This window comes from Kocuria sp. KRD140, assembly GCF_017168375.1.
In the GTDB taxonomy this organism is placed as follows: Bacteria; Actinomycetota; Actinomycetes; order Actinomycetales; family Micrococcaceae; genus Kocuria; species Kocuria marina.
On record NZ_JABFAW010000009.1, the window covers coordinates 202,163 to 223,164 of the forward strand.

Here is a 21,002-nt window from a genome sequence, read left to right on the forward strand (position 1 = left end):
GTGGCGATTCAGTGCAGGTCGAATCTACGCACATCTTCCCATGTATCCACGTCGCTCGTGCTGGCGTGGGGGACGGGGACGGTGTCCAACGTCAGATGACGCCACACCGAGCGCACGGACACGTCCACCGTGGGCACCTCGCGCAGCACCGCGCTCAGCGCCGCGGAACGGATCAGCACGGCGAGGTTCTCGGCCCGGCCCTCGTCGGACAACGCCATCACGCCGTCGACCTCCGGGGGGACGTCCTGCGCAGCCCGCACGAGCGCGGGCAGTGCGCGGTCGACATGCGGCATGTCGCATGCGAGCACCGCCGTCCACTCGTGACGTCCGCTCACGCCGTCCAGGACGACGACGCCCGCGGCCACCGCCGCCGCCGGTCCCGAGAAGGGCGGATCCTCCCGGGCGCGTAATACGTCCGGCGGCAGCCGCGGATCCTCGGGCCCCACGACCACCACGGCACCGAACAGGCGCACCGCCGCGACCGTGTGGGCCACCAGCGTGGAGCCCTCGAAGGACAACTGGGCTTTGGGGGCGCCTCCGAGTCGGGAGGAGCGACCCCCTGCCACGACCACGGTGTCGAAGGGCAACTGCAAGGACGCGTTCGGGGAGGAGGGCACGGCTCAGTGGGTGGGGGCGACGTCGTCGGACTCCGGACCCACGGCACGTGACTTCTTGGGCAACCCGGCGATGCGCAGCGCGCATTCCACGGCCATGAGCACGAACGCGATGTAGTACAGGATCATGGTGGGGTAGAAGTATGGGAGCTGCTGGCTCATGCCCACGAGGGACAGCACCACCAGGACCACGGACAGCACCAGGATGACCATGTGCGCCGTGCCGAACGCGCCGGGGCGACCCTTGCGGGCCAGGTACATGGCCGCGAGCGCGAAGAGGATGGGGAACAGCAGCTGCCCCGTGAGCGTGATGCCGTCCTGGACGTAGGGGTAGATGCCCATGGCCTGGACGAGCGCGGTGATCACGAGCAGCACGGGAGCGACGAACGACTTCATGGGGCACCAGTCTACGGGCGCGGGCCCCGGCCCTCCGCGACCGGGTCGGGCACCATCGGCCGGGAGGGGACGACGTCGCTCGGTCGCCCCGCGAGCGCCTGGAGCCGTTCGCACGGACATCCGGGAACGACGTCGCATGGTTGCCTCGCGAGCCCCCGGGAACCGGTGCGCGGACGCCGTCGGGAATCGCCCGGCAGCCTTGAGGGACCGTCCGTGCGGCCGCCGTCGGGACCGGGACGGCGAACCGCGAGACCGCTCCTGAAAACCTCGGGAACCAGCGGCAGCACCCAGGCTTATTAGTCCAGCTAAATATGTCGTATTCCCGCACGTCACACGGGTTCACCGCAATGTTCGAGCCACGCCGAACAAAATACGCATTTTCGATACCAAATCGACTTAGCATGCCGGTATGGCAACCACCGAGACCCCTGCCGGGATCGACGGACCGGCATCAGATGCGCTGTTGAAAATGGGACGTTTCTTCTCCTGCTGGGAGGAGACGCCGGACGGCCGCGCCGTCTTCCGTGAGGGTGGTCGCGCGGGTGACGCCTTCTACCGCAACCGCTGGAGCCACGACAAGGTGGTGCGCTCCACCCACGGTGTGAACTGCACGGGGTCATGCTCGTGGAAGGTGTACGTCAAGGACGGCATCATCACGTGGGAGGCGCAGGAGACGGACTACCCCTCCGTGGGCCCGGACCGCCCCGAGTACGAGCCCCGCGGGTGCCCGCGCGGTGCGGCGTTCTCGTGGTACACCTACTCGCCCACCCGCGTGCGCTACCCGTACATCCGGGGCGTGCTGTTGCAGATGTACCGCGAGGCCAAGCAGCTCCACCACGATCCGGTGCTCGCGTGGGAGTCGATCGTCAACGACCCCGTCAAGCGTCGTGAGTTCCAGCAGGCCCGCGGCAAGGGCGGGTTGGTGCGCGCGAGCTGGCAGGAGGCCGTGGAGATGACCGCGGCCGCGCACGTGCACACCATCAAGACCTACGGCCCGGACCGGTGCACGGGGTTCTCGCCGATCCCCGCGATGTCCATGGTGTCCCACGCGGCGGGTGCGCGGTTCATCAACCTCATCGGTGGGGTCATGAACAGCTTCTACGACTGGTACGCCGATCTGCCCGTGGCCTCGCCACAGGTCTTCGGCGACCAGACGGACGTCCCCGAGTCCGGGGACTGGTGGGATGCCACCTACCTCATGATGTGGGGTTCCAACATCCCCGTGACCCGCACCCCGGACGCGCACTGGCTCGCGGAAGTGCGCTACCGCGGGACCAAGGTGGTCTCGGTGAGCCCGGACTACGCGGACAACACCAAGTTCGCGGACGAGTGGTTGCCCGCACAGGCCGGCACGGACGCCGCGCTCGCCATGGGCATGGGTCACGTGATCCTCAAGGAGAACTTCGTGGACCGTCGCGTGCGGTTCTTCGAGGAGTACGTGCTGCAGTACACGGACCTCCCGTTCCTCATCTCGCTCGACGAGCGCGCGGACGGCACGGTGGTCCCGGACAAGTTCGTCACCGCGGAGGATCTCGCGGCAGCGGGTGATCCCGCCGCCGCGGGGCAGGCCGATCCCGCGTTCAAGACCGTCCTGCTGGATCGGCACACGCACAAGGCCGTCATCCCGCAGGGCTCCATGGGCTTCCGCTACAACGACCAGGACGAGGGCAAGTGGAACCTGGACCTGGGGGACACCCTGCCCGCACTGTCGATCGCGGATTCGGCCGGGTACGACGGCGGTGTCACCCACCTCGATCTGCCCGCGTTCACCGACCCCACGGGGGCCGGTTCCACGATCCGCCGCGGCGTACCCACCACCACGGTGGCCGGGCGCGCGGTGACCACGGTCTTCGACATCATGCTCGCGCAGTACGGCGTGGGTCGCGAGGGCCTACCGGGTGAGTGGTCCGCCGGCTACGACGACGCACGGACCCCCTACACCCCCGCGTGGCAGGAGGAGGTCACGTCCGTCCCCGCGGAGGCCGTGATCCGCACGGCACGCGAGTTCGCCGCGAACGCGGAGAAGTCCCGCGGACGCTCCATGATCATCCTGGGCGCGGGCATCTGCCAGTGGTACCACGGTGACACCACGTACCGGGCCATCCTGGCCATGCTCATGCTGTGCGGGTGTCAGGGACGCAACGGCGGCGGGTGGGCCCACTACGTGGGTCAGGAGAAGGCCCGCCCCATCACCGGGTGGGCGGCCATGGCGTCCGCGAACGACTGGATGCGTCCCCCGCGGTTCATGATCGGCACCGCGTTCTGGTACATGCACACGGACCAGTGGCGCTCGGACGGGTACTCCTCCGACTCCCTGCAGTCGCCGCTCGCGGAGGGTCACCTGAGAGGCATGCACACCGCGGACGTCGTGGCCCAGTCCACGCGGCTCGGGTGGATGCCGTTCTACCCCCAGTTCCACGAGAACTCGCTGGACGTCGCGGACGCGGCGATCGCGGGTGTGGAACGCGGCGAAGCGGCGTCGGAACCCGAATGGATCGCGGCCAAGCTCAAGAACGGCGAGCTGAACTTCGCGGTCGAGGATCCGGACGCCCCCGAGAACTGGCCGCGCACCCTCGTGCTGTGGCGCTCCAACCTGTTCGGTTCCTCTGCGAAGGGCGAGGAGTACTTCCTCAAGCACCTGCTCGGGACCAGCAATAGCGTGCAGGGGCAGGACCACGCGGAGTCCACGCCGCACGACGTGCGCTGGCGCGACGAAGCACCCGAGGGGAAGCTCGACCTGTTGGTTTCCGCGGACTTCCGCATGACGTCCTCCACGCTGCTGAGCGACGTCGTCTTCCCCGCGGCCACGTGGTACGAGAAGTTCGACCTCTCCTCCACGGACATGCACCCCTACGTGCACGCGTTCACCCCGGCGATCACCCCGCCGTGGGAGGCCAAGACGGACTGGAAGCTGTTCCAGTTGCTCGCGGACGAGGTCGGCAGGCTCTCGGCCGGGCACCTGGACACCCGCAAGGACGTGGTGGCCACCGCGCTGCAGCACGACACCCCGGGGGAGATCGCCCAACCCGGCGGACGCGTGCCCGAGTGGAAGGGCACGGATGTTCCCGCCGTGCCGGGCAAGAACTTGCCCCAACTGAAGATTGTGGAGCGTGACTACACGGCCATCGGGGACAAGTTCGTGGCGCTCGGCCCGCTCGCGGACAAGCTCGGGCTGACCACCAAGAACGTCACGTTCGACGTCACCGGGGTCGTGGGCCGGCTAGGCCGTCAGCACGGCGTGTTCGACTCCGGTCCGGCCGAAGGCCGCCCCGCGTTGGACTCGGACGCCCGGATGGCGGAGGCCATCCTGAGCCTGTCCGGGACCACCAACGGCGCGCTTGCGACCCAGGGCTTCGAGACCCTCGAGAAGCGCGTGGGCAAACCGCTCGCGGACCTCTCCCGGGGCTCGGAGGAGAAGGTGATCACCTTCACGGAGACCCAGCAGGCCCCCGTGCCCGTGATCACGTCCCCCGAGTGGTCCGGTTCCGAGACCGGTGGCCGCAGGTACGCGCCGTTCACGGTGAACATCGAACGCCTCAAGCCGTTCCACACCCTGACCGGGCGCATGCACTTCTTCCTGGACCACGACTGGCTCAAGGACATGGGGGAGATGCTGCCCATCTACCGGCCTCCGCTGGACATGCACCGGCTCTTCGGTGAACCACAGCTCGGGGAGAAGGGCGAACTGTCGATCGCAGTGCGCTACCTGACCCCGCACAACAAGTGGTCCATCCACTCCGAGTACCAGGACAACCTGTTCATGTTGTCCCTCTCCCGCGGTGGCACCACTGTGTGGATGGCCCCACAGGACGCCCGCGCGATCGAGGTCAAGGACAACGACTGGGTCGAGTGCGTCAACACCAACGGCGTGTTCGTGGGCCGCGCGGTGGTCTCCCACCGCATGCCGGAGGGCGTGGTGTACGTCCACCACGCACAGGAGCGCACGATCGACGTCCCCAAGTCCGAGACCACGGGCAAGCGCGGCGGGATCCATAACTCCGTCACGCGCATCCTGGTCAAACCCACCCACATGATCGGTGGCTACGCCCACCTGTCCTGGGCCTTCAACTACATGGGGCCCACCGGAAACCAACGGGACATCGTGTCCGTGGTCCGCAAGCGTTCCCAGGAGGTCGAGTACTGATGCGTGTGATGTCCCAAGTTGCCATGGTGATGACCCTGGACAAGTGCATCGGTTGTCACACCTGTTCGGTCACGTGCAAGCAGGCGTGGACCAACCGGGCGGGCACCGAGTACGTGTGGTTCAACAACGTGGAGACCCGCCCCGGTCAGGGCTACCCGCGCCGCTACGAGGACCAGGAGCGGTGGAAGGGCGGCTGGGAACTGAACCGGCGCGGCAACCTCAAGCTCAAGTCCGGTGGCCGGCTCAAGAAGCTCGCGCAGTTGTTCGCGTCCCCGGTGCAGCCGGAACTCGCGGACTACTACGAGCCGTGGACCTACGACTACGAGAACCTGGTCAACGCCCCCGCGAGTGACGACTTCCCCGTGGCCCGGCCCAAGTCCCTCATCACGGGTGAGGACACCAAGATCGAGTGGTCCGCCAACTGGGACGACGATCTCGGTGGCACCACCGAGATGGGTCACCTGGACCCCGTGGTGCAGAAGCTGCGGGACGAGGCGAACGACCGGATCAAGTTCGAGTTCGAACAGACGTTCATGTTCTACCTGCCGCGGTTGTGCGAGCACTGCCTCAACCCGTCCTGCATGGCCTCGTGCCCGTCCGGCGCCATCTACAAACGGTCCGAGGACGGGATCGTGCTCGTGGACCAGGACCGGTGCCGCGGGTGGCGCCAGTGCGTGACCGGGTGCCCGTACAAGAAGATCTACTACAACCACAAGTCCGGCAAGGCCGAGAAGTGCACGTTCTGCTACCCCCGCATCGAGGTGGGCATCCCCACGGTGTGCGCGGAGACGTGCGTAGGGCGCATGCGCTACATCGGCATCTTCCTGTACGACGCCGACAAGGTCACCCAGGCGGCCGCGACGCCCAACGAGCAGGACCTCTACGAGGCCCAATTGGACCTCATGTTGGACCCCAGCGACCCCGAGGTGATCGACGCCGCTCGCCGGGACGGGATTCCCGAGGACTGGCTCGAGGCGGCCCGCAAGTCGCCTGTGTACGCACTCGCCAAGACCCTGCGCGTGGCCCTGCCGCTGCACCCCGAGTACCGCACCATGCCCATGGTCTGGTACGTCCCGCCGCTGTCGCCCATCGTGGACCTGCTCAAGGAACAGGGCCACGACGGCGAGGACCCGGACAACCTGTTCGGCGCCATCGAGTCCCTGCGGATCCCGGTGGAGTACCTCGCAGAACTGTTCACCGCGGGGGACACCGAGCTGGTCACCCACGTGCTGCGCAAGCTCGCCGCGATGCGCGCCTACATGCGCAACGTCACGCTCGGGGACGAACCGGACGAGTCGATCGCCCAGGCCGTGGGGATGACGGGTTCCGAGATCCGCCAGATGTACCGGCTCATGGCGATCGCCAAGTACGACGAGCGCTACGTGATCCCCGCCGCCCACGTGGAGGACGCCCACAACCTCGAGGAGATCGGGTGTTCCCTGGACGTGGACGGCGGCCCGGGCATGGGCCAGACCGGCGTGTTCGGTGAGGCCTCCGGCCGACCCATGCCGGTCGCCGTCGAGAACTTCGCAGCCTTGCGGGCACGGCAGACGGGCGAGGACCCCACGGGCAACGACCAGTTGGCCGGTCGCGTGAACCTGCTCAACTGGGACGGCAACGGGACCCCCGCGGGACTGTTCCCGGCGCAACCGGAGCGAGATGCGGCGTCGCTCGCGGCGACCTCCGACAACCCGGGTTCGCGACCGGACCAGGGCACCGCCGGGGCGAGCGGGGGCCGGTGATGGGGCTGCTGTCGAGCCTTCTGGGTAGGGCCGGGAAGGGGACCGTGGAGGTGCCCGGGTACCGGGACCGCAACCCGCAGCGTTCCGCGGTGATCCGCCAATCGGCGGCCCTGCTGCTGAGCTACCCGCGCCCCGAGGTGATCGAGCAGCTGCCCCTCGTGGAACGGGCGCTGGCCGAGGTGGGCGTGGACCCCGAGCAGGTGGCACCCCTGATCCGGTGGCTGCGGGAATCGGACCTGCGGGAGATCCAGGGCGACTACGTCCAGGAGTTCGACCTGTCCCGGCGCCACAGCCTGCACCTGACCTATTGGACGGACGGTGACACGCGCCGTCGCGGTGAGGCCCTGTCCGCGTTCAAACAGGTCTACCGCGCGCGCGGGTGCGAGTTCGGGGACGAGGAACTGCCGGACCACTTGCCCGTGGTGCTCGAATTCGCCGCGCGGGTCTCCGGCGAGGACGGTTTCGAGCTGTTGCAGCGCTACCGCCCGTCCCTGGAGCTGTTGCGTCTGGCGTTGATCCGGGACGACCTGCCCCAGGCGTGCGCCGTGGAACTCGTGTGCTCCACGCTTCCCGGGCCGTCGCCCGAGGACGAGTCAGCCGTGGCCCGGATGGCCGGTTACGGACCGCCCACCGAGGCCGTGGGCCTGGACGCCTACGACCCCCGCCTGCTGCCCATGACCGGAGGAAACCAGTGAACGTGATCGACACCCTCTTGTGGGGGATCCTGCCGTACGTGGTCATGCTGACCCTCGTGGGAGGGCTGATCTGGCGGTACAAGTACGACCAGTTCGGGTGGACCACGCGCTCGTCCCAGCTCTACGAGTCCCGGTTGCTGCGCATCGCCTCGCCGCTGTTCCACTTCGGCATCCTGGCCGTGCTCGTGGGGCACATCATGGGGCTCGTGATCCCCAAGTCGTGGACGGAGGCGGCGGGTCTGTCCCAGCACGCCTACCACTTCCTGGCGCTGTCCATCGGTTCGGTCGCCGGTGTGGGAACGCTCGTGGGCATCGTGATGCTCATCGTGCGCCGCCGCCGGACCGGGCCCGTGTTCATGGCCACCACGGCCAACGACAAGTTCATGTACGTGATGCTGCTCGGCGCGATCCTGGCCGGTCTGGCCACCACGGTGCTGTCCGTGTTCGACCCGGCCACCGTGGACTACCGCGAAACGGTGTCGCCGTGGTTCCGGTCCCTGTGGATCCTGCAACCGGACGTGGGGGCCATGGCCGCCGCCTCCACGAGCTTCCACGTGCACGTGCTGTGGGGCATGGCCCTGTTCGCGGTGTGGCCGTTCACCCGCCTGGTCCACGCCTTCACGGCGCCGCTGCACTACCTCTTCCGCCCGTACATCGTCTACCGCTCGCGGGGTAACGGCCCGCGTGCCGGTTCCGTGAACTACCGCCGCGGTTGGGAGCCCATCGGCACCCAGGACCGCGCCAGTTCACGACGCCGCACGCGGCCCCCGCGCGAACGCTCCGGTTCCACGCGCGTCAAATAACCCGGCCCCTTCCCCGCCCCACCCCTGAGGAGAGTCATGTCCGCCGTCCCCGCCGCTGAGGCCGCACCGAACCTGAAACAGGGCCAGTTCAGGAACCTCATCCTGGCCACGTTGGCGTCCACCGTGGGTTTCTGGGCGTGGACCATCGTGGGGCCCCTGTCCAAGCGCTACGCGAACGACATGCACCTGAGTCCCGGGCAGACCGCGATCCTCGTGGCCATGCCGATCTTCGTGGGCTCGATCGCCCGGGTTCCCGTGGGTGCGCTCACCGACAAGTTTGGCGGGCGGCTCATGTTCACCGTGATCCTGGGGATCACCGCACCGCTCGTGCTGCTCACGGGTGTGGTGGGTCAGCTCAACACCTTCCCGCTGCTGGTGGTCGTGGCGTTCTTCCTGGGGATCGCGGGCACCGTGTTCGCGATCGGTATCCCGTTCTGTTCCGCGTGGTACGAGTCCCACCGCAAGGGCTTCGCCACGGGCGTGTTCGGTGCGGGCATGGTGGGTACCGCGGTCTCCGCGTTCTTCACCCCGCGCCTGGTCGCCGCGACCGGGTACTTCATGACCCACGTGATCGTGGCCGTCATCGTGGCCGTGAGCGCCCTGCTGTGCTGGTTGCTGCTGCGCGACTCGCCCGCCCGCGCCGGGGTCGTGGCGGAACCGGCCATGCCCAAGCTCAAGGCCGCGTTCAAGCTCAAGGTCACGTGGCAGCTGTGCTTCCTCTACGCGGTGGTCTTCGGTGCGTTCGTGGCCTTCTCCAACTACCTGCCCACGTACCTGGCCAACGTGTACTCGTACGATCCCACCGCGGCCGGCACGCGCACCGCGGGCTTTGCGCTCGCCGCCGTGATCGCACGCCCCGTGGGCGGTACCCTCGCGGACCGCTTCGGTCCCAAGATCATCACCCTGCTCTCGTTCGGCGGCACGATCGTGCTCGCGATGCTCGTGGCCCTCCAGCCCAGCGGTGAACACGTCTACGGTCCGCTGTTCCTGCTCATGGCCCTGTTCCTGGGCCTCGGCACCGGCGGTGTGTTCGGCTGGGTGGGTCGGGCGACCCCCGCCAAGAACGTGGGCACCGTGGGTGGGATCATCGCCGCGGCCGGCGGTCTGGGCGGCTACTTCCCGCCCTTGGTCATGGGTGCCACCTACGACCCCGAGAGCAACTCCTACTTCGTGGGGCTCACCCTGCTCGCGGTGTTCTGCCTTGCCGCGTTCCTGCTGGCACTGGTGGTCCGGCACGGGGGGCGCAAGGCCGAGAAGTGAGGTTGGCGGCGTCGTTGTCCGAGGCATGGACGACGACGCCGCTGTCACCCCTCCGAACGGGCGCGCAGCGCGTGCTGCACGAGCGCCATGCACTCCTCGGGGGAGTAATGCAGCTGCCCGGCCACCTCGTCGAGGTACCGGGCGGCGGCGCGTGCCGCGGCGGCGTCGCGGTCGTCCCGGCCCTGCGCGATGAACGTGCCCTTGCGCCCGCGTGTCTCGATCACGCCGTGGGTCTCCATCTCCCGGTAGGCCTTGGCCACGGTGCCCGCGGACAGCCCCAGCTCGGACGCGAGCGCGCGCACCGGTGGGATGCGGTCACCCACCATGAGTTCCCCGGAGGAGACGTCCCGCAGGACGCATTCCACGAGCTGTTCGTACACCGGTGTGGAAGCGGCGGGATCCACCGTGAACATGCCTTGTCCCCTTCGATCGACTCCCCTCATGGTAGGTGGCCTACCGCTGAAAAGGTGGGGTGGGTGTCCGCCCCGACACGTAGGCTGATGGGGTGTCCGAGCACCCAGAACTTCCCGTCCCCGCCGCGGCTCCGACCGATCCCCGGGCCGTGCAACGCTTCGTCGATCACGCCCTGGGCCGGGCGCGCGTACTCGGACGCGACCTGCCCGCCCCGGGTGAGGGCGCCACGCGTGAACTGTGGCGCGAGCTGAGCGCACTGGGTCGGATGGACCTCGCGTACGCGAGGATCATCGAACCCCACCTGGATGCCCTGGCCATCCTGCGCCAGGCGGGCCGCACCGACCTGATCACCGACCGCGACACGTGGGGCGTGTGGGCCGCGGAGGGGTCGGGCGAGCCGTTGCTGGCCACGCCGTCGTCCGCTGCGCACTCGGCCGATGATGACGCCGCCGACGGTCCGCACTGGACCCTGACCGGGACCAAGCCCTGGTGCTCGCTCGCGGGTTCCGTCTCACGCGCCGTCGTGACCGCGCACGTCACCGACGAGGTCGGGGAACCCACGGGACACCGTCGGGCGTTCGTCGTGGCCACGGACCACCCGGGATTCCGGCCCGAAGCCGCCGCGGGGTGGACGTCCCGCGGTCTCGCCGAGGTCGTCACGGTACCCGTCCGTTTCGAGGGCGTTCCGGCGCAACCGCTCGGCGCGGACGAGTGGTACCTGACCCGCCCGGGCTTCGCGTGGGGCGGGATGGGCGTGGCGGCCGTGTGGCTCGGCGGCGCACAGTCCGTCGCGGATCTGCTGTGGTGCAAACTCGTGCGCCCCGCACGCCCCGTCGACGACGCCGCTCGCACCGCCCTCGGGCAGCTCGACCTCACGCTCGGTGCGGCTCAGGCCGTCCTGGACCGTGTGGCTGCGGCGGTGGACCGCGGCGAGGCCACGGGTGAGCACGGCGCCGCATGGGCGTTGCGCGTGCGCCGCACGGTGGCCGACGCCGCCGACACCGTGATCCGCGTGGTCTCCCGCGCCACCGGGCCCGGTCCGCTCACGGGGGACCCCGCACACGTGCGGCGGGTCGAGTCCCTGCAGGTCTACATCCGCCAGGACCACGCCGAGCGGGACACCGCCGCCCTCGGACGCACCCTGCTGGAGCTGGTCCAGGATGGGTCGGAGGAGACCCCGTGGTGAGCTTCGACCACCGTGATCCGGGCACGCCCGAGGCCGACTGGGCCCGCTGCGGCGCTCTGCACCGCGCCCCCGAGGTGGACTTGACCGGCGTGGACCGGGTCGTCGTGTTCGCGGCCCACCCGGACGACGAGACCCTGGGGGCCGGCGGCACCATGCACCGGCTCGCGGACGCGGGAGCGGATGTGCGGGTGGTCGTGGCGACCCTGGGGGAGAACTCCCACCCGGATTCACCGACCCACACGCCCGAACGATTGGCCGCATTGCGCCACGAAGAGCTCGCCGCCGCGGTGCACACCCTGACCAGCACGGACACCCCGCCGGAGTACCTCGCCCTGACCGACGGCGGCCTGTCCGAGGATGAACTGTCCGAGCCGGTGGCCCGTCATCTCGAATGGCTCGAGCAGGGGGAGCAGCCGTTGGTGATCGTCACGTGGGAGGAGGACGGGCACACCGACCACGAGGTTCTGGCCCGCACGGTCGTCGCGGCCGCCGGGGCGTGGGGTGTGCGCTGCCTGCAGTACCCCGTGTGGTTCTGGCACTGGGGTTCCCCCACGCGCCTGCCGCGCGGGCTCGTGCGGGTCCCACTGGACGACGCCGCTCGCGCTGCCAAGCGCTCCGCCCTGGCCCACCACGTGACCCAGGTGCAGCCGCTGTCCGACCGGCGGGGGGACGAGGTGCTCCTAGGCCCCCACGTGCTCGAACACTTCGATCGTTCGGTCGAGTTTTTCGTGCTCGGCACGCCCGATCAGCGGACCGTGTTCGACCGTGTGCACACCGCGAGCGCGGACCCCTGGGCCGTGGACACCTCGTGGTACGAGCGGCGCAAACGGGACGTGCTACTCGCGTGCCTGCCGCGGGAGCATTACGGCAGCGTCCTGGATCTGGGGTGCTCCACGGGCGCCCTCACGGTGGAACTGGCCCGGCGCGCGCGTTCCGTGACCGCGGTGGACGCGAGCGACGTCGCCCTGAGCGCCGCCCGCACCCGGCTCGAACGGAAGGGCGTGCCGAACGTGGAACTCGTCAGCGCCGTGCTGCCGCGCGATTGGGACGAGGACTGGTCCCCGCGAGAGCTGATCGTGGTGAGCGAGATGGGGTACTTCTGCTCGCCCGAGCAATGGCGCGAGCTGTTGCGGCGTTGCGTGGCGGCGCTCGCGGACGGCGGGCACCTCGTGCTGTGCCACTGGCGGCACCCGATCGCGGACTGGCCGCTCGACGGCGCGGACGTCCACCGAGAGGCTCGGCGCACTCCCGGGCTGCACGGGGTGCTGAGCCACCGCGAAACCGATTTCGTGATCGAGGTCTTCGCGCCCGTTCCCGCGGAGAACACGTGATCCGCCGGATCGCCGTGATCATCCCGGCGTGCAACGAAGAGGACCGCGTGGGCCGGTGCCTCGAGTCGGTCGCCGGTGCGATCGCGGGGCTGGGTCATGATCCGTCGTTCGCACGGTCCGAGTGGGCATCCGCCGACGACGTCGCCGGGCCCGCTCCCGGCACGTCCCGAATCGATGCCATGCCGCCCTTGTGGGGGGCGCCGCGCGGTGTGGGGACGGGCGACGTCGAGGTCACGGTCGTGCTCGCCGCGGACGGCTGCACGGACCGGACGGTGGAGCGCGCGCGCCAGGCGTGGGCGGTGCCGAACCGGGACGGTGGCCGAGCCCGACTGGAGATCGTTTCGGGGCAATGGCACAGCGCCGGGGGAGCGCGCGCCGCAGCAGCCCGGCAGGCGCTCGCGGCGTCGGACCCGGAGTGGATCGCCTCCACGGACGCGGACACGGTGGTGCCCGAGAACTGGCTGCGCTACCAGGTGCAGCGCGCGGGCGCCGGTGTGGATGCGATTCTCGGGACCGTGGAACCGGACCCGACGGAGTGTCCGCCGCACGTGTACGAGCTGTGGCAGCGCGAACACACGCTCGTAGAGAGCCACCCGCACATCCACGCGGCGAACATGGGTGTGCGCGCCTCGTTCTACGAGCACACGGGCGGTTTCCCACCCCTGGCGTGCAGCGAGGACGAAGCCCTGCTGGCTGCACTGCACCGAGTGGGCGCACGGGTCGAGGCCACGGACCGGATCCGTGCGGTGACGTCGGGGCGGCTCGAAGGACGTGCGGAGCTCGGGTTCGCGCATCACCTGCGGACGCTCTCACTGCCGCGGGAGGAATCGGAGTGGCGCGCGCCCGCTTCGCCCATCGCAAAAACGCTTGAAGGGCCTCCCTCTCCCGTGGCTAACGTAGAAACCATCAGCATCGTCAATCAGGAGGTATGCCATGAGTGAGAAGTCCATCACCGTCAGCCGTCTCATCGACGCCCCGGCGGAGGAGATCTTCGAGATCTTGACACTGCCCGCCAAACACCCCACCCTGGACGCCTCCGGGACCGTCATCTCTGGCACGGACCAGCGCATCCAGAACGTCGGCGACGTCTTCGTGATGAACATGCACGCCGAGATGATGGGCGGGGACTACAAGACGGAGAACCACGTCACCGGTCTGGACCCCAACAAGCTCATCGCGTGGAAGCCCTGCCCCGAGGGCACCTCCGTGGAGGACAACGGCTGGGAATGGGTGTACGAGCTGCAGCCCGAGGGCTCGGACTCCACCACCGTGACCCTCACCTACTCGTGGGAGCACGCCAACCCCAAGGTGACGAAGAAGATCAGCTTCCCGCTCTTCGGCGAGAAGGTTCTGGAGGAGTCCCTCGAGCGGCTCGCCTCCACCGTCGCCGGCTCCTGACACCCCGCGGAGCGGTGCGTCCCGCGCCAGAATGACCGTTCGCCCGCGTCCTCCCGAGGGCGGACGCGGGCGTCGTCGTGTCCGGGTGCGGTGCCGCCGCTTCCGCGTGACTCCCGCACGACGCCGCACGGAAACCTCGCGCGGGAGCGGCCCGGGCCCGGGCGCGCACCGGGCGTACCCTGGCCGAGGTCGTGCACGCATGGTACGGCCGGGCCCGGGAAGACGCAGCTGCCCGGGCAGGACAGTCGCAGCAGGAGGTGCACCCGGGTATGGGATCGTCACGCAGGGTGTGGGAGGGCTACGACAAGGGGAGCTCGGGCTATCGGCGCATTCTCGTGGCCCTGTTGTGCGCCGGCGTGGCCACGTTCGCCCAGCTCTACTCCGTGCAGGGCGTGCTGCCCATCATGGCCCAGGACCTCGACATCGACGCCGCCCAGGCCGCGCTCGCCGTCTCCACCGCCACGTTGGGTCTCGCTGTGGGGGTGATCCCGTGGTCGCTCGTCTCGGACCGCTGGGGACGACGCTGCGCCATGGTCGCCGCGATCAGCTGCGCCGCCGTCCTGGGCGTGCTCATCAACGTCATGCCCACGTTCGAATCCCTCGTGGGCCTGCGGTTCCTGGAGGGCGTGGCTCTGGGCGGGATTCCCGCGGTGGCCATGGCGTACCTCGCAGAGGAGGTCAATCCGCGCTATGGGGCCGTGGCGGCCGGGACCTACATCTCCGGGACGAGTCTGGGAGGACTCTCCGGGCGCATCGTGGCCGCCCCGCTCGCGGACTTCTTCGGTTGGCGCGTGGGGACGAGCGTCGTCGCGCTGATCGCCGCCGCCGCGGCCGTGACCTTCATCCTGTTGATCCCGCGTCAGCGCGGTTTCACGCCCCAGCCCGTGCGGCTCACGGGGGAGCAGGGGCTGATCGCGCACCTGTGGGTCAACCTCAAGGACGCGCGCCTGGTAACCCTCTACCTGCAGGGGTTCCTGCTCATGGGTGGTTTCGTGGCGGTGTACAACTACATCGGTTTCCACCTGGGGGATGAACCGTTCAACGTGCCCCAGAGCGTGGTGTCCCTGCTGTTTCTGGCCTATCTCTCCGGGACGTGGTCCTCCGCGCGGGCGGGAAGCCTCGCCGATCGCTTCGGCCGCCGCCCCGTGTTGATCGCCGCGGCCCTGATCATGCTGGGCGGTCTGCTGCTCACGGTCGTCCCGTGGCTGCCGGTGATCGTCGCGGGTCTGTTGGTGTTCACCGCCGGATTCTTCGCGGCGCACTCCGTGGCCAACGGATGGGTTCCCGCCATGGCCACCGAGGGGCGGGCCCAGGCGTCCTCCCTCTACACACTCTTCTACTACGGCGGCTCCTCCGCGCTGGGGTACGCCGCCGGCATCGCGTTCACGAGCGCGGGCTGGGGCGGGGCGACCCTGTGCATCGGTGCGTTGATCGTGATCGCGATCGTCCTGGCCGCCATCTTCCTGCCACGCCGCCCGGTGGCACCCAGCGGGAACTGAGGTGTGCCGCCGGGTGACGTACGACAGAACCCGAGCGGCGTCGTCGTGTGATACCCACCGGGTGGTGAATCGCGCGGCCCGGGGCCCTGGGCCTACGCTGGACGTAACCCGGAACACGTCCGATGGGCCCGCACGTTCCGCGGGCGAACCCCGGTCCGCCGCGGCGGTGCCAGCAAGGAGACCCAGTCATGAGCCAGATCCTCATCCGTCACCTCTTCGGACCCGGCCCCACCAACCCGTATCCGGAAGCCACCGAGGCGCTGGCACGGCCGCTGCTGGGCCACCTCGATCCGCAGTTCCTGGAGATCATGGACAGTGCATGCGACGGTTTGCGCGCGGTGTGGGGCACCGAGAACCGCCGTACGCTTCCGCTCTCCGCGACCGGTTCGGCCGGGATGGAAGCGGCGTTCGTGAACTTCGTGAACCCCGGAGACCCCGTGGTGATCGCGGTCAACGGTCTGTTCGGGGAGCGCATGTGCGACGTCGCCTGCCGGTGCGGCGCGGACGTGATCCGCGTGGACTTCCCCTTCGGCGAAGCCGTGGACGCGGAGAAGGTCGCCGCGGCCCACCCCTCGCCCAAGATCATCGCGGCGGTGCACGCGGAGACTTCCACGGGCGTGCGCTCGGACATCGCCGCCCTGGGCCGGATCAAGGGTGACGCACTGCTGCTCGTGGACGCCGTGACCTCGATCGGCGGCATCGAGCTCAAGGCGGACGAGTGGGGTATCGACATCGGCTACGCCGGGACCCAGAAATGCCTGGGCGTGGCTCCGGGGCTCGCGCCGTTCACGGTGTCCGAGCGGGCGTGGCAGCGCCGGGTCGAGAAGCCGCGCTCGTGGTACCTGGACCTCGGCATGCTGGGCGGTTACGTGGGGGAGGCCTCCGGTTCCAGTCGCACCTACCACCACACCGCGCCCGTGGCGATGGTCGCGTCCCTCGAGGCGGGTCTGCGCCGTGTCCTCGACGAGGGGCTCGACGCCGTTCGCGAGCGTCACGAGGCCGCCGGCCGCGCGCTGCAGGGCGGTTTGGAGGCCATGGGCCTGGAACTGTTCGCGGCGCAGGGACACCGCTTGCCGGAGCTGACCACGGTCAAGGTGCCCGAGGGGGTCGATTCGGCCGCGGTGCGCAAGGAACTGCTCGAGAAGTACGACATCGAGATCGGCGCCGGTGTGAAGGAGTACACGAACACGGTGTGGCGCATCGGGCTCATGGGTCCGAACGCCGCCCCGGAGTCGGTCACGCTGATCCTGGGTGCGCTGCGGGAGGTGCTGGGCCGCTAACGGGCGCCGAGCCCGCCCATTTCGGGGAACATCTGTGCTGCGATAAGAGGCGAAATCGGGGTTCTGATGTGCGTGGTGCAGCACAGAAGTTGTGCGCACCCGCCGACGCCCTCATCCGCAGCACCCTCGCTGGCCCGCCGCCACCCGCACGGACAGCGGTCCACCGCACACGACCCCCGACGACGCAGTGGGCCCCGCCGGATCCGGCGGGGCCCACTGTGCGTCGGTGCAAAGACGGGATCAGATGCTCAACTGCTTCTTGATCGCACCCACGAAGGCCTCAAGGTCACCGGGGTCGCGGGAGGTGATCAGGGTCCACTCGTTGGCGGGGCACACCTTGACCTCCTGGTCCACCCAGTTGCCGCCGGCATTGGTGATGTCGGTCTTCAGCGACGCGTAGGACGTGAGGGTCTTGCCGTCCACCACGCCGGTCTCCACGAGCAGCCACGGGCCGTGGCACAAGGCGGCCACTGGGCGGCCGGAGGACGCGAAGGACTTCGCGATCTCCTGCGCGTCCTCGTTCAGGCGCAGGGCGTCCGCATTGAGCGTGCCGCCGGGCAGCAGCAGCAGGTCGTACTCGGACTCGTTGACGCTGGAGATGGTCTGGTCCACGGGGAAGGTCTCCCCCCGGTCCCAGTCGCCCACGAGGGACTTCACCTCGCCGGTCTCGGGGGCGGCCACCGTGACCTCCGCCCCGTCGGCCCGCAACTTCTCCAGGGGCACCTTCAACTCGTCCTGCTCCACGCCCTGGTTGGTCACCAGAACGAGAATCTTCTTGCCGGATAGTTCAGCCATTGTCGAGAATCCTTTCTCTTGGGTCGCGGTTCCACTGTGGCACCGCGGCACTTTCCCTGGCAAGGGTGTCCCCGCCGGTTCCGCTATTAGCGACACGATCATGACGCCGCCGCGCGGCGTCTGCTGCGTGCACCCAGCGTCCCCTCACGCGAAGGGCTGCGACACCCGGTCCAGTGCGGCGATGTCGTCCGCGCCCAGGTGCAGTGCGGGCGCCGCCACCAGCGAGGACAGCTGCGCGGCGGAGGATGCGGAAGCAATGGGTGCGGTGACGCCCTTGGCGAGCAGCCATGCGAGGGCCACGGTGGCCGGCTCGGCGCGGTGCCTGTCCGCCACGGAGACCAGTTCCTCCACAACCGCGAAACCCTCGGGGGAGACGTACTCCCGGGCCATCTGCTCGCGGGCCGCTCCTTCGAGGTCATCGGTGGTGCGGTACTTGCCCGTGAGGAAGCCGGAGGCCAGGGCGAAGTAGGGGAACACGGCAGCGTCGTACTCCCGGGCGATCGCGGCGTAGTCCCGCTCGAAATCGCGGCGGTGCACCAGGTTGTACTGCGGCTGGATGGCCGCGGGCACCGCCAAGCCGCGCTCGCGGGCCACCGTGAAGAACTCGCGCATGCGCTGCGGCGAGTAGTTGGACAGCCCTACCGCGTGCACGCGCCCGGAGTCCACGAGCTCGTGAAAGGTTTCCACTTGCTGCTCGATGGGCGTGTCCGCGTCGTCATAGTGTGCGTAGTAGAGGTCCACGTAGCCGGTCTGCAACCGATCGAGGGACGCCTCGAGAGAAGCCACCACGGTGTCGTGCGCCAGGCCGCGAAACCGCGGGTGCGCACCGGTCTTGGTCGCGAGCACCACGGAGTCACGGTTGCCGCGCGCCGCGAACCAGCGCCCCAGAACCGTCTCGGACTCCCCGCCCTCGTGGCCCTCGGCCCACACGGAGTACATGTCGGCGGTGTCCACGAAGTTTCCGCCCGCGGCCACGAAGGTGTCCAGGACGTCGAAGGACTGCTGCTCGTCGCTCGTCCACCCGAACGTGTTCCCGCCCAGGTTCAGCCGGAAGATCTCCTGCTCGATCCCGGCGATCCGTGCGGTGGTGGGTGCGTGCTGGCTCATGGGAACCTCCTGCGGTGGTGTGGTGGCCGGTCGGGGCCTTTTCCCTGGCGACTGTAGCAAGCCGACATGACGGGGCGGGCAGTGTCAGGCGACGCCCGGCTCGGGGGCCTGCGCGACCTGGATGAGAGTGCCCCAGGGGTCCTCGAAGCGCAGCACGGCGCCGTCGTGGCGGGTGGCCACGCGGTGGTCCGTGAGGCGCTCCTCCAGCGCGGCGATGTCCTCGCCGGTGGGGAGGTCGATGTTGACCTGGCCCAGGCCCAGGGACGCGGCGCGCGGACCGGCGCCCGCGCTGTTCCATGTGTTCAGAGCGATGTGGTGGTGGTAGCCGCCGGCGGAGATGAACAGGGCGGACCCGGCGTCGCTCATCACCTCAAAGCCGAGCGTGTCCACGTAGAACTCGCGCCCGGTGGGAATGTCGCCCACCTGCAGGTGGACGTGTCCCAGCGTGGAGGCCGGTGCCGTGGTCGGCTGTGGCGCCTCCCGGGACAGATTCGTGCGCAGGAACTCGTTCGGGTCCAGATAGTTGGAGGCCAGGCTGAGCAGGCCGTTCGCCTCGCGCTGCCAGGTCTCCCGGGGGCGGTCGGCATAGAGCTCCACGCCGTTGCCCTCGGGGTCCGTGAAGTAGAAGGCCTGGCTGTAGAGGTGGTCCGCGGAACCGGTGAAGGTGCCCGGTGCGAAACGGGCCATCGAGGCGAGCGCGCGGGCCAGGGCAGCGTCGTCGTCGAAGAGCACGGCGGTGTGGAACAGGCCCGCCTGGTTCGGGCGCCAGGATGGCAGGTCCGTGACGCGGCGCAGGCGCAGGACCATGCGGCCGTCGTGGCCCAGTACGGCGGTGTCCCCGGAGTGCTGCAGGACGTCCAGGGTCACGCCGGTGGAGTAGTAGGCGATCATCCCGTCCAGGTCCTTCACGAGCAGCTCCACGGCACCCATGGTGGTGCCGTCGGAGAGCAGGTCGTCCGCCGGGCGGCGGCGCAGGCTGCGGGGATCGGGGCGCTGGATGAGCAGGGACAGGGGAACCACTTCCTTGTCGGGGGACGGCCCGGGAGGCCGCCGTAATACTCAACATATTACCTAAAAAATAGTTACTGCCGCAAGTACATCCGGACAAAAACATGGATGCACGTCAACAAAAAGCCACCTTGTGATGGGCCAATCACCACGTCGCCCCTCGGGCGGCCAACCGACCCTGACCACTCGGCCGAGCCCTGGTCGACGGGTCTGGGTGTGTCGAGCAGAGAGGGGGCAGGCCCGTGGGAGAGTTTCTGGACCGGCGCCCCGAGCAGTTCTTCGCCGCCTGTTGGCAGCACCTGGGCCTCACGGCGCTGGCCACGGTGATCGCCCTCGTGCTCGTCCTTCCCCTGGGCCTTGCGCTGACCCGCGGCCCGCTGCATCGACTCGGGCGTCCCGCTCGTGGCCGCGGGCATCGGCGAGGGGACACCTGCCATCGGTCTGATGGTGCTGCTGGCGTGCGTCCTGGGCTTCGGGGTCCGCTCCTCGGTCGCGGGCCTCGTGGCCTGTGTGGTGCTCCCGGCTCTACGGGTCTTCACGACGTGGCGGGCACCCCCGCGGTGGGTGGTCAGCCGCCCTGCTCCTGGATGATCGCGATCTTCTGCCACACCTTCCGCGCCATGTCCGACGTGAGGGCCTCGATGCCCTCCACGGCGTCCAGCACGTCTGCGTCTGTGGTGTCCTCTGCGAACAGTGCGGCGGTCTTGCCCACGAGCGAGAGCATCTCCGTGCAGTAGTCCAGGTACTGGGTCATCTGTGCGCGCGTCAGTGCCAGTTCGTCCTCCCGCGCGTCCTCGGTGTAGACCCTGGCGGCGGGCAGGCGCTCCGGGACCTTCACGAGCTGGTGCATGTCAATCACGTGGGCGAGCGAGCGCAACCGGTGCACCACGCGCAGCACGCGGGCGCGCTCCAGGCGTTGCGGTACCGCGAGCAGGAAGAAGATGGCGATGCCCGCGAAGACGAGGTCGTTGACCACCGTCTCCAGCAGGGGTAGCCAGTCCACCGGGCCGAGGGCATCCGGGTCCGCCCAGATGCTCAGCGCCGCCAGGGTGATGGCGGTGCCGAAGACGAGCAGCACCACCAGGACGCCCAGCCGGGACAGGGTGCGGGCGGTGCGGATCCGGCGCCGGCTGATGCCACCGCCCTCGGTGACCTCGTCCACCAGGGCGATCAGCTCACCGCAGACCTCCCACAGGCTGCGCTGGGGGAAGCGGGAGTAGATCCTGCGCTGCAGGGCGGCCGCGGACGCGCGCACGGCCTGGTCGTCCAGGTGCTGGTAGCGGCTCTCGGGCGGTGGCCCGTCGTCGTGGTCGTCGGGGCGGGCGGGAAG

The 21,002-nt window shown here is 69.3% G+C and carries 18 protein-coding genes; 11 read left to right on the top strand and 7 right to left on the bottom strand.

Going from position 1 to position 21,002, the window contains the following annotated elements; genetic code table 11:
• Positions 1–8 precede the first annotated feature (8 nt).
• Both J1M36_RS09710 and J1M36_RS09715 read right to left on the bottom strand, forming a co-directional pair.
• Positions 9–617, bottom strand: coding sequence for a molybdenum cofactor guanylyltransferase (locus tag J1M36_RS09710; RefSeq protein WP_206399597.1), 609 nt, complete (start codon positions 615–617; stop codon positions 9–11).
• A 3-nt stretch (positions 618–620) separates the two neighbouring features.
• Complete coding sequence (locus J1M36_RS09715; RefSeq protein ID WP_206479195.1) at positions 621–1,010, bottom strand: hypothetical protein; 390 nt, start codon at positions 1,008–1,010, stop codon at positions 621–623.
• Between the two features lie 409 nt (positions 1,011–1,419).
• Here J1M36_RS09715 and J1M36_RS09720 point away from each other — a divergent pair, with 409 nt between their 5' ends.
• The 5 genes from J1M36_RS09720 to J1M36_RS09740 are packed head-to-tail and all read left to right on the top strand — an operon-like array spanning position 1,420 to position 9,654.
• Positions 1,420–5,154 carry a nitrate reductase subunit alpha gene (locus tag J1M36_RS09720; protein ID WP_206479196.1) on the top strand — a complete coding sequence of 1,245 codons (3,735 nt, stop codon included), beginning with the start codon at positions 1,420–1,422 and terminating at the stop codon, positions 5,152–5,154.
• The gene (gene narH / locus J1M36_RS09725; RefSeq protein WP_206479197.1) at positions 5,154–6,896 is read left to right on the top strand and encodes a nitrate reductase subunit beta; all 1,743 of its coding nucleotides are present in this window, start codon (positions 5,154–5,156) and stop codon (positions 6,894–6,896) included. The genes J1M36_RS09720 and narH overlap by 1 nt, the downstream gene beginning before the upstream one ends.
• A 44-nt stretch (positions 6,897–6,940) precedes the next feature.
• Positions 6,941–7,591 carry a nitrate reductase molybdenum cofactor assembly chaperone gene (narJ, locus tag J1M36_RS09730; RefSeq protein WP_313362131.1) on the top strand — a complete coding sequence of 217 codons (651 nt, stop codon included), beginning with the start codon at positions 6,941–6,943 and terminating at the stop codon, positions 7,589–7,591.
• The gene (narI, locus tag J1M36_RS09735; protein ID WP_206479202.1) at positions 7,588–8,394 is read left to right on the top strand and encodes a respiratory nitrate reductase subunit gamma; all 807 of its coding nucleotides are present in this window, start codon (positions 7,588–7,590) and stop codon (positions 8,392–8,394) included. The genes narJ and narI overlap by 4 nt, the downstream gene beginning before the upstream one ends.
• A 36-nt stretch (positions 8,395–8,430) precedes the next feature.
• Positions 8,431–9,654 carry a nitrate/nitrite transporter gene (locus tag J1M36_RS09740; RefSeq protein WP_064845564.1) on the top strand — a complete coding sequence of 408 codons (1,224 nt, stop codon included), beginning with the start codon at positions 8,431–8,433 and terminating at the stop codon, positions 9,652–9,654.
• 44 nt (positions 9,655–9,698) lie between these two features.
• Here J1M36_RS09740 and J1M36_RS09745 read toward each other — a convergent pair whose 3' ends face one another.
• Complete coding sequence (locus J1M36_RS09745) at positions 9,699–10,067, bottom strand: GntR family transcriptional regulator (protein WP_068468289.1); 369 nt, start codon at positions 10,065–10,067, stop codon at positions 9,699–9,701.
• 92 nt (positions 10,068–10,159) lie between these two features.
• Here J1M36_RS09745 and J1M36_RS09750 point away from each other — a divergent pair, with 92 nt between their 5' ends.
• The 6 genes from J1M36_RS09750 to J1M36_RS09775 all read left to right on the top strand — a co-directional run bounded on the left by J1M36_RS09750 (position 10,160) and on the right by J1M36_RS09775 (position 16,762).
• The gene (locus J1M36_RS09750; RefSeq protein ID WP_342358329.1) at positions 10,160–11,254 is read left to right on the top strand and encodes an acyl-CoA dehydrogenase family protein; all 1,095 of its coding nucleotides are present in this window, start codon (positions 10,160–10,162) and stop codon (positions 11,252–11,254) included.
• The gene (locus tag J1M36_RS09755; protein WP_342358330.1) at positions 11,251–12,585 is read left to right on the top strand and encodes a bifunctional PIG-L family deacetylase/class I SAM-dependent methyltransferase; all 1,335 of its coding nucleotides are present in this window, start codon (positions 11,251–11,253) and stop codon (positions 12,583–12,585) included. The genes J1M36_RS09750 and J1M36_RS09755 overlap by 4 nt, the downstream gene beginning before the upstream one ends.
• Positions 12,582–13,526: a glycosyltransferase family 2 protein gene (locus tag J1M36_RS09760; protein WP_098053604.1), complete on the top strand. Its 945-nt coding sequence runs from the start codon at positions 12,582–12,584 to the stop codon at positions 13,524–13,526. Before J1M36_RS09755 ends, J1M36_RS09760 begins: the two co-directional genes overlap by 4 nt.
• The gene (locus J1M36_RS09765) at positions 13,519–13,983 is read left to right on the top strand and encodes an SRPBCC domain-containing protein (protein WP_206479210.1); all 465 of its coding nucleotides are present in this window, start codon (positions 13,519–13,521) and stop codon (positions 13,981–13,983) included. Before J1M36_RS09760 ends, J1M36_RS09765 begins: the two co-directional genes overlap by 8 nt.
• Before the next feature lie 269 nt (positions 13,984–14,252).
• Complete coding sequence (locus J1M36_RS09770) at positions 14,253–15,482, top strand: MFS transporter (protein WP_206479212.1); 1,230 nt, start codon at positions 14,253–14,255, stop codon at positions 15,480–15,482.
• A gap of 188 nt (positions 15,483–15,670) precedes the next feature.
• A complete protein-coding gene (locus J1M36_RS09775) occupies positions 15,671–16,762 on the top strand; it encodes an alanine--glyoxylate aminotransferase family protein (protein WP_206479213.1) in 1,092 nt (363 codons plus the stop codon).
• A gap of 240 nt (positions 16,763–17,002) precedes the next feature.
• On the opposite strand, the gene J1M36_RS09780 is transcribed toward J1M36_RS09775, so the two are convergent.
• The 4 genes from J1M36_RS09780 to J1M36_RS09795 all read right to left on the bottom strand — a co-directional run.
• Positions 17,003–17,557 (bottom strand): type 1 glutamine amidotransferase domain-containing protein, encoded by a 555-nt coding sequence (locus tag J1M36_RS09780; protein WP_206479215.1) that lies wholly within the window; start codon positions 17,555–17,557, stop codon positions 17,003–17,005.
• 144 nt (positions 17,558–17,701) lie between these two features.
• Positions 17,702–18,664 carry an aldo/keto reductase gene (locus J1M36_RS09785; RefSeq protein ID WP_098053601.1) on the bottom strand — a complete coding sequence of 321 codons (963 nt, stop codon included), beginning with the start codon at positions 18,662–18,664 and terminating at the stop codon, positions 17,702–17,704.
• An 84-nt stretch (positions 18,665–18,748) separates the two neighbouring features.
• The gene (locus J1M36_RS09790; RefSeq protein ID WP_206479223.1) at positions 18,749–19,684 is read right to left on the bottom strand and encodes a VOC family protein; all 936 of its coding nucleotides are present in this window, start codon (positions 19,682–19,684) and stop codon (positions 18,749–18,751) included.
• Positions 19,685–20,240: 556 nt separating this feature from the next.
• A partial coding sequence (locus J1M36_RS09795; RefSeq protein WP_241247054.1) for a hypothetical protein occupies positions 20,241–21,002 on the bottom strand: 762 nt, incomplete at its 5' end.